We start from the raw sequence: 7935 nt of genomic DNA on the forward strand, positions 1-7935 counted from the left end.
AAGCCCCGGGATGTGGGCGAGCTCATCTGCTATCTCAGTAGCCCGGGTGCCAGCGGTCTCAGTGGCAACACCATCCGGGTGTGTGGTCAGGGGCTGATCGGCGCATGAAAACCATCGAACTTTCAGGCCGTCCATCCATTGTCTCCCAATACCTGCGGGCTGCTGTCGCCCGCAAGTCCGGGCCAGTGCCGAACCAGCAGGAAACCCTGGCCGACATCAGGCTGGCGGATGTCCGGGCAGACCGCGAGAAACTCCGGGCCTATCGGTCGGTGTGCGGTTTCGCCGGGAGCTCAAGTCTGCCCGTAACCTATCCCTTCGTGCTGGCGTTGCCACTGCACCTGGAATTGATGCTCAGCGATGCCTTTCCGTTCTCGCCGGTGGGTCTGGTTCACATCCGTAACCGCATCCATCAGCATCGCATTATCAGTAATGAAGCGACGCTGGCGCTCCATTGCACCCTGAGTGGCCCCCGTACCGCCGGCAAAGGTCTGGAATTTGATATTCACACACAGGTGCAGGCGGGCGAAGAAACGGTCTGGGAATGTACCAGTACCATGCTCAAGCGCACCGGGGATGGCGGTACATCCGCCGGCGGTAAAAAGCCTGCCCCCGGCGCTGACGACGATGACACGGCTGCGCCAGATCACAGCGAGCCATGGGATCTGCCGGCCAATCTGGGGCGCCGCTACGGCAAGGCCTCCGGAGACGTCAATCCCATACACCTGCATGCCCTGAGCGCAAAGCTGTTCGGCTTTCCCCGTGCCATTGCCCACGGCATGTGGACCAAAGCCCGCTGCCTGGCAGCACTGGAACCGATGCTGCCGGCCGGCCCCTGCACCGTTGATGTCGCCTTCAAACTGCCCATATTCCTGCCAGGCCAGGTGCAATTCAGTTATCGCCGCAGTGGCGCAGAAGCGGCAGAAGGCCCGCAGCGTATCGAATTTGATGTAAAGGACGATAAAGGTGAAAAACCCCACCTGACCGGTTGGGTGGAGACCGGTTGAGTTGAGGGGGTGGCCAGCCCCGGCAAGGTCGTGCCGGGTTGCTCAGGTTACGGTGGCTCGCACTGGCAACCAGATGCGAACACAAAGCCCCGGGCTGCGGTCCGGGCGATCCTCCAAAGTGAGCTTGCCGCCGTGGATTTCGGCAATTCGGCGTGCAATCGCAAGGCCCAGGCCTGCACCGGATCCCAGTCTCTGATCCAGACGTCTGAACCGGCCCATGGCCTTGCCCCGTTCCCGGGCGGGAATACCTGGTCCCTGGTCACAGACAAGAATCGCAAAACCGTCGCGCTCGGGGTGCAGGTGGGTTTCAATCATCGTGCCTTGCGGGCTGTACTGAATGGCATTCGCGAGGATCGACCGCATCAGGGTATTAAGCAGGGTTGGCTGACCGGTCATCATGGCCTGACCGATGCGATCATCGAATGAGGGCTCGATCTGTTTGCGCAGGGCAAGCGAGGCGACATCGGCGATGCTCTGGGCAACGATATCTGACAGGTTCAGGCAATCCGGAGCGAAGTCCACCCCGGCGTCAATACGGGCGAGCAACAGCATCTGTTCGATCAGATGCTCCATGCGGTCTACCGATGCGGTCAGTTCCCGGAATTTCTCCGGCTCTGATGCTTCAAGTCTCTCCAGATTGAGGCGCAGCGCAGTAAGCGGAGTGCGCAGCTCATGGGCAGCATCCGCTGAAAATCGCCGCTCCCGTTCCAGTGCATCATCCAGCCTTTGCAGCAGGCTGTTGACGGCCATGACCAGGCCGCTGACTTCCCTGGGGGCGTGCAGGACGTTGAGGGGGTGTATACGTTCTGGCGCCATGCGACGGATGGGTTTTTCCAGTTTCCGCAAGGGCCGGAATCCCACCTGTATGGCGATTGCGACGGCAATCAGCAGCACCGGCAAGGCCATCAGCAACGGCAGGATATTGCCAAGAGCCAGTTCCTGGCTCAGTTCCTTGCGAACATCCTCCCGCTGGGCTGTACGGATCCAGTAACCGGTGCGGGGGTCCTGAAGGGTGAAGGTTCGCCATTGGAACCCGGTGGATTCAACCCTGGCATAGCCAGGTTGAAGAGCGATGCCATCATTGGCCGCAAGGGTGTCCAGGACCGGTGATCCCTGCGGATTCCAGACTTCAAAGGCGAGTTTTTTTTCGTACTTGTGGCCGGCCCCGTCCGGCAGTATTTCGTTATGATCCTCTTCGTCCAGAGCGTCCCCAGGCAACTGCAGAGTCTTCTCCAGGGTGCTGGCCAGCTCTTCAGGCGAGCCCGTTGTGACCAGGTGCTGGACCAGGCCCTGGATGATGCGGGTGCTTTGGGCCAGCTCCGCATCAAATAATTCTTCCAGTTCATGATTGCTCTCGATATAGCTCCAGGCTGCTGCCATGGTGGCAATCAGGATGACAGCGCAGGCCACCAGCGCAATAAGGGTGCGGGTCATGGACATGCAGTGGCTCCGCAACCTGCTGCCTCTGCGCTGTCCAGCATGTAGCCGACACCGCGGATGGTTCTGATCACGGTTTTGCCCAGGCGCCGTCTGAGGTGATGAATATGCACTTCCAGCGCATTGCTCTCGACGCCCTGGTCCCAGCCGTAAAGCTGCTCCTCCAGCCGACGCCGGGTTGCCACCTGGTCAGGGTGGCGCATCAGGTACTGGAGAATCTGCAACTCGCTGCGGGGCAGGGTGACAGTCTGTTCGCCGGTAGATAGTTGCCCGGAATCCGGGTTGAGCTGCAAGGCGCCGATGCGAAGGCCGATCACCGGGGTACTGCTGCCGCGCCGGACGATGGCCCGGATCCTGGCTTTGAGTTCCGCCATGGCAAAGGGCTTGGTCAGATAATCATCTGCGCCGGCATCGAGGCCCTGCAGCTTTTCACCCAGTTCGGTGCGAGCGGTCAGTATAATTACCGGCGTTTGCACGCCCGCACTGCGGCTGCGAGCCAGCACATCAAGGCCGTCCAGGCGAGGCAGTGTCAGATCGAGAATGGCCAGATCAAAATGCTCATCTTTCAGGGCATTGAGTGCTTGCTGGCCATCATCCAGCCAGTCCACCGTGTGCTGATCGTCCCGCAGCATGGTCAGCATGGTGTTGGCGAGCATATGATCGTCTTCCACAAGCAGTATGCGCATAGGCTGATGTAACTCCTCACTGAATCGCCAGATCATTCTTGCATAGAAAGCTTAAGCCGGGCTTAAGAAAACGAGCCATCGCCGTTAAGACGGACTTAAGACTGACTCCCTACTCTGCTGGTTCGTTACAGGGAGAAGGACTATGCACGAACCGATCACCATGCCCCCGGTTATTGATCTCGACAGCTCTGAGATTACCCCGCTGGTGCGATGCGGAAGCTACTGGTTATGCCAGATCAGGCCCGGTACCGCCGCGGCATTGACCGCCACTGATTTTATCCGTTCCAGGTTCCTGCAGGCGTACGGTGCCCGCCCGGTGATTCAGCCGCCTTTACTGCTGGTGCTGGTCAACCGGCATGGCGCTTTGCTGGCTGCGGTCGGTGTCCGTCTGGCACAGTCATGCCGGCTTTTTCTGGAAGATTATCTTGATCAACCCGTCGAACACTGCCTGTCGGAACCTCGGCCGGATCGTCAAACCATTGTTGAAATTGCCCACCTTGCCGGGGTTGAGGCGGGTGCCAGTCGCCTTTTGTTCACCGCCATGGCCTTGTGGCTGGAACACCAGGATCTGGACTGGGTGGTATGTACCGGTACCGGGCAACTGCGTAACGGTTTCCGGCGCATGGGTATTGCGGTGGTTGACCTGGGCCGTGCCCGGCCTGAACGACTGGTCGACGGCGGTGAGGGCTGGGGTTGCTACTACCGGCATCAGCCACGGGTGATGGCCGTGAATGTGCCACCGGGGCTGAAAGATCTGCGTACCCGCGGACTGGTGGACGGGCTTGCACTGGTGAAAGCCGTCAACCTGCAACAGGAGGCACAAACCGCCTCAATGGAGGGGCGTTATGGCCACATTGCCTGAGGCCTTGCTGCTGGCGGCCACAACCCGCCCGGATACGCCTGCCCTGGTTTCCGGCGACCGGCAATACAACACCCGGGAATTGCTGGATGCGGCACTGACGGTGGCTTTCAGCCTGCAGAAACTCGACCTGAAGCGGATTGGTCTGTGTGGTGACAACACCTCAGCCTGGGTCATTGCCGATCTGGCCTGCATGCTGGCTGACGTGGTCTGCGTACCCGTTCCGGTTTTCTTCTCATCGGCCCAGGTCAGCCATCTTGTGGATACAGCGGGGCTGCAGGCGCTGCTCTGGCCAGAGACAGGCACGGCCAGAGAGCATCTGGGTGAAGGCGTCTGGGCCAGTGTGCTGGCGGATGCTCCGGCCAGTATCCGGTTACCTGAAGGTACCGCAAAGATCACGTTTACCTCTGGCAGCACCGGTACCCCGAAAGGTGTTTGCCTGTCCCGGGCCCAGATCATGGCAACGGTTGAAGCGCTGCGCCAGAGACTGAGCCCGGTTGGTGCGGCCAGGCATCTGTGCATCCTGCCCCTGGCTACGCTGCTCGAGAACATTGCCGGCGTTTATCTGCCCCTGCTGATGGGAGGGGTTGTCCGGGTAGAGCCCTTGTCTGCTCTGGGCGTGACCGGCAGCAGTGGGGTCGATGCCAGCGCACTGGCGAATGCCATTAACCGCTGGCAGCCGGAGTCGGTGATTCTGGTGCCGGAGCTGGCCCGGTTGCTGACCGAAGCGGCCCGGGTGGGAGCCCTGGGGTGTAGCCAGTTCCGGTTTATGGCGGTGGGTGGCGGCAAGGTGGCGCCCGGGCTGCTGGCGCAGGCCAGGGCCCTGGGCCTGCCCCTGTACGAAGGCTATGGCCTGTCTGAGTGTGGTTCGGTGGTGGCCTTGAATACCCCCGGCGATGACCATCCCGGCTGTGTCGGCCGGCCCCTCAATCATGTCCGGGTGAGAGTGGATGAGCACCGCCATATTCTGGTCCGGGGCAATATCCACCTTGGCTACCTGGGCGAACCCACAGCCGTCGCAGAAGACGACCCGTGGCTGGACACGGGTGATCTCGGCGAACTCACCGATGACGGTTTTCTGCGGGTGGACGGCCGTTCGAAGAATCTGCTGATCACCGGGTTTGGCAGAAACATAAGTCCGGAATGGCTGGAGTCTGAACTGGTGCAGGCGTTGGGTGCCCGTCAGGCCGTGGTGTTTGGTGACGGCGAACCGGCGCTCCGGGCGCTGGTGGTTGTGCCCCCGACTGCCACCAGAACCGACCTTGCTGCAGCCCTGCAGCGGCTCAATAAGAGGCTTCCGGATTACGCCCGGTTGCCGGTGGTTTATCGGCTTCCGCGGTCCCTCACGGCGTCAGATGGCTATCTGACTGCCAATGCCCGGCCGGTAAGGCATCGCATCAAATCAGATCTGCCGCAGTTGCTGGCAGGCAGCGTTCCCGTTTATTCCGACTGTTCAGGAGAATCTTCCATGGCTTTTTTTGACAAACTTCAGACTGAAACTGCAGAAGCGAAAATCCACGTCACCCGTGCGCCGGTTATTGCCGCCGTCAGTGAGGGCCGGATGACTGTTGAAAGCTACACCTGGTTTCTGACCCAGGCGTTTCATCACGTCAAACACACGGTGCCACTGATGATGGCTTGCGGCAGTAGGCTTCCAGACCGGCTGGAAGGCGTGCGGGAAGCTCTGGTGGAATACATCGAGGAGGAATACGGTCACCACGAGTGGATTCTCAATGATCTGCAGGCCTGCGGCGAGGACCGTGAAGCGTGTCGCGCCAGTACACCGGACCTCACCGTCGAGCTCATGGTGGCCTACCTGTACCATCAGATTGACCGGGGTAACCCGGCCGCCTTCTTCGGCATGGTGCAGGTTCTTGAAGGAACATCCATAGAGCTGGCAACGCCTCTTGCAAGGCAGATCCAGGCCCATCTGGAACTGCCGGATCAGGCCTTCAGCTACCTCTATTCCCACGGCGAACTGGACCAGGGGCACTTCGAATTCTTCCGTAAGCTGATGAACAGCATCACCGATCCTGCAGACCAGCAGGCCATTATCGATGCAGCCCGGATGGTTTACCGGTTGTACGGCGACATGCTGCACCGCATTCCTCTGCCGCAGCAGACCAGCAGGCAGACGCTGGAGACTGACCATGCAGCTGCGTGATCGCTGCTTCCTGTTGCTGGGTGGCACCGGCGGTATCGGAAGGGCGCTGATCGCGCAGCTGCTGGACGAGGGTGCGAGACTGCTGGTGGCAACCCGTCACCCCGAGACGGCACACCTGCCTGATGGCGTGTCCCTGGTAAAGCTTGATCTGGCTGCAACCGATCTGGATCAGCAATTACAGGCAGTCACTGCGGCCTGGCCCGAAATCGATGGCATCATTCACTGTGCCGGGCAGAACCACTTTGCGTCACTGGAGCAATCTTCGGTCAGCAATATTGATAACCAGCTGGCGGTCAATCTCCGCAGTGCCCTGCTGGTGGCCCGGCATTTTGTGCCCCTGTTCAGGGAGCGGCAGCGTGGGACCCTGACGTTTGTCGGCTCCACCTTCGGCAGCATCGGATATCCCGGCTATATCGCGTACTGCGCCACCAAGTTCGGGCTGCGGGGCTTCACCGAAGCGCTCAGAAGGGAACTGGCGGATACCCCGATACACGTGCTGTATGTGGCCCCCCGGGCTACCCGAACCGACATGAACCCGGAAGTCATCCATCAACTCAATCACGCGCTCGGTAACGCCATGGACCATCCCCGGCAGGTAGCGGCCCGGATTGTCCGTGCCATGAACCGGGACCAGCGCCGTTGCTTCCTGGGCTGGCCGGAAAAGCTGTTTGTACTGGTTAATGGCGTGCTGCCCCGTCTGGTAGACAGGGCGATGCTGAAACAACTGCCGGTTATCCGGCAATTTCTTGATTCAGGAGTTTCCCCATGAGATGGATAGTAATACTTGTTGCAGCGCTGCTGACGTTGCCAGCACTGGCTGACTCGCTGACTGCGGATCTGGGAGTGATTCAGCAACGTTGGGCAGAAATCCAGTATCAGCTGCCGGAGGCCCAGCGGGAAAAGTCCTTCGAAACGCTGGCCAAACATTCTGAACAGTTGTTGGCGGCCTATCCGAACCGGGCTGAGCCGCTGATCTGGCATGCCATTGTTCAGAGCACATGGGCCGGGGCAAAAGGTGGCCTGGGTGCCCTGAAGCTGGTCAGGGAGGCACGCCGGAATCTGGAGGCGGCCGTGGCCATTGACGACACGGCCCTGGAAGGCTCGGCCTATACCTCTCTTGGCAGTCTCTACTACCAGGTACCTGGCTGGCCGGTCGGATTCGGCAATAGCGACAAGGCCCGAAGGTATCTGCAGAAAGCCCTCGCAATCAATCCGGACGGTATCGACCCCAACTATTTTTTTGCCGATTATCTGATTGAGCAGGGCGAGAAGGAGCGGGCAAGAGCGTATCTGGAACGGGCGCTTGCCGCTTCTGACCGCCCCGGCAGAGCCCTGGCTGACCAGGGTCGGCGGGAAGAGATTCGCCAGCGGATGGCACAACTGGGCCAGTGACCGGGGCCACGGTTCTGGTTGTTTCAGGTTGTCGTGGGCTGAACCTGAAAGTAATGAAGAAATGGAATGCCGGGTGAAGGTACTGTCGGAAATGCATTAACAGGTACACTGTCGGATTGAAACATCAGCTTGCCAATCCGACACTTGCACAAGGTACCTATGCCCAGATTCCTACACACCGCAGACTGGCAGATGGGCCGGGTATTCAGCCGCTTTGACGCCGAAGATGGCGCCGCCCTGGTGGAAGCCCGCTATGTCGCCATTGAGCGTCTGGCGACACTGGCCTGCGAACAGGGCTGCGATGCGGTGCTGGTTGCCGGTGATGTGTTTGATGCCCAGACCGTGTCTGACCGCACCATCCGCCGGGTGTTCAATGCCATGTCGGGGTTCTCC

The 7935-nt window shown here is 60.3% G+C and carries 7 protein-coding genes and 1 pseudogene; 6 read left to right on the top strand and 2 right to left on the bottom strand.

Annotated elements, in window-relative coordinates; translation table 11 throughout:
* Positions 1 to 104: 104 nt before the first annotated feature.
* The gene (locus AAC035_RS15890) at positions 105 to 1004 is read left to right on the top strand and encodes a MaoC/PaaZ C-terminal domain-containing protein (RefSeq protein ID WP_339805856.1); all 900 of its coding nucleotides are present in this window, start codon (positions 105 to 107) and stop codon (positions 1002 to 1004) included.
* Between the two features lie 42 nt (positions 1005 to 1046).
* Here AAC035_RS15890 and AAC035_RS15895 read toward each other — a convergent pair whose 3' ends face one another.
* Both AAC035_RS15895 and AAC035_RS15900 read right to left on the bottom strand, forming a co-directional pair.
* A complete protein-coding gene (locus AAC035_RS15895) occupies positions 1047 to 2444 on the bottom strand; it encodes an ATP-binding protein (RefSeq protein ID WP_339805858.1) in 1398 nt (465 codons plus the stop codon).
* A complete protein-coding gene (locus tag AAC035_RS15900; RefSeq protein ID WP_339805859.1) occupies positions 2435 to 3127 on the bottom strand; it encodes a response regulator transcription factor in 693 nt (230 codons plus the stop codon). Before AAC035_RS15900 ends, AAC035_RS15895 begins: the two co-directional genes overlap by 10 nt.
* Positions 3128 to 3269: 142 nt before the next feature.
* On the opposite strand from AAC035_RS15900, the gene AAC035_RS15905 reads away from it, so the two are divergent.
* The 5 genes and pseudogenes from AAC035_RS15905 to AAC035_RS15925 form a co-directional block, all read left to right on the top strand.
* Positions 3270 to 3989: a thermostable hemolysin gene (locus tag AAC035_RS15905; RefSeq protein WP_339805862.1), complete on the top strand. Its 720-nt coding sequence runs from the start codon at positions 3270 to 3272 to the stop codon at positions 3987 to 3989.
* Positions 3973 to 6150: an AMP-binding protein gene (locus AAC035_RS15910; protein WP_339805863.1), complete on the top strand. Its 2178-nt coding sequence runs from the start codon at positions 3973 to 3975 to the stop codon at positions 6148 to 6150. Before AAC035_RS15905 ends, AAC035_RS15910 begins: the two co-directional genes overlap by 17 nt.
* Entirely contained in the window at positions 6137 to 6919 is a 783-nt protein-coding gene (locus tag AAC035_RS15915) for an SDR family oxidoreductase (protein WP_339805864.1), read from the top strand. Before AAC035_RS15910 ends, AAC035_RS15915 begins: the two co-directional genes overlap by 14 nt.
* Positions 6916 to 7542 carry a tetratricopeptide repeat protein gene (locus AAC035_RS15920; protein WP_339805866.1) on the top strand — a complete coding sequence of 209 codons (627 nt, stop codon included), beginning with the start codon at positions 6916 to 6918 and terminating at the stop codon, positions 7540 to 7542. The genes AAC035_RS15915 and AAC035_RS15920 overlap by 4 nt, the downstream gene beginning before the upstream one ends.
* Before the next feature lie 159 nt (positions 7543 to 7701).
* Positions 7702 to 7935, top strand: a pseudogene (locus tag AAC035_RS15925) (DNA repair exonuclease); the annotation flags it as partial.

The organism is uncultured Marinobacter sp. (genome assembly GCF_963974375.1).
GTDB lineage: Bacteria > Pseudomonadota > Gammaproteobacteria > Pseudomonadales > Oleiphilaceae > Marinobacter.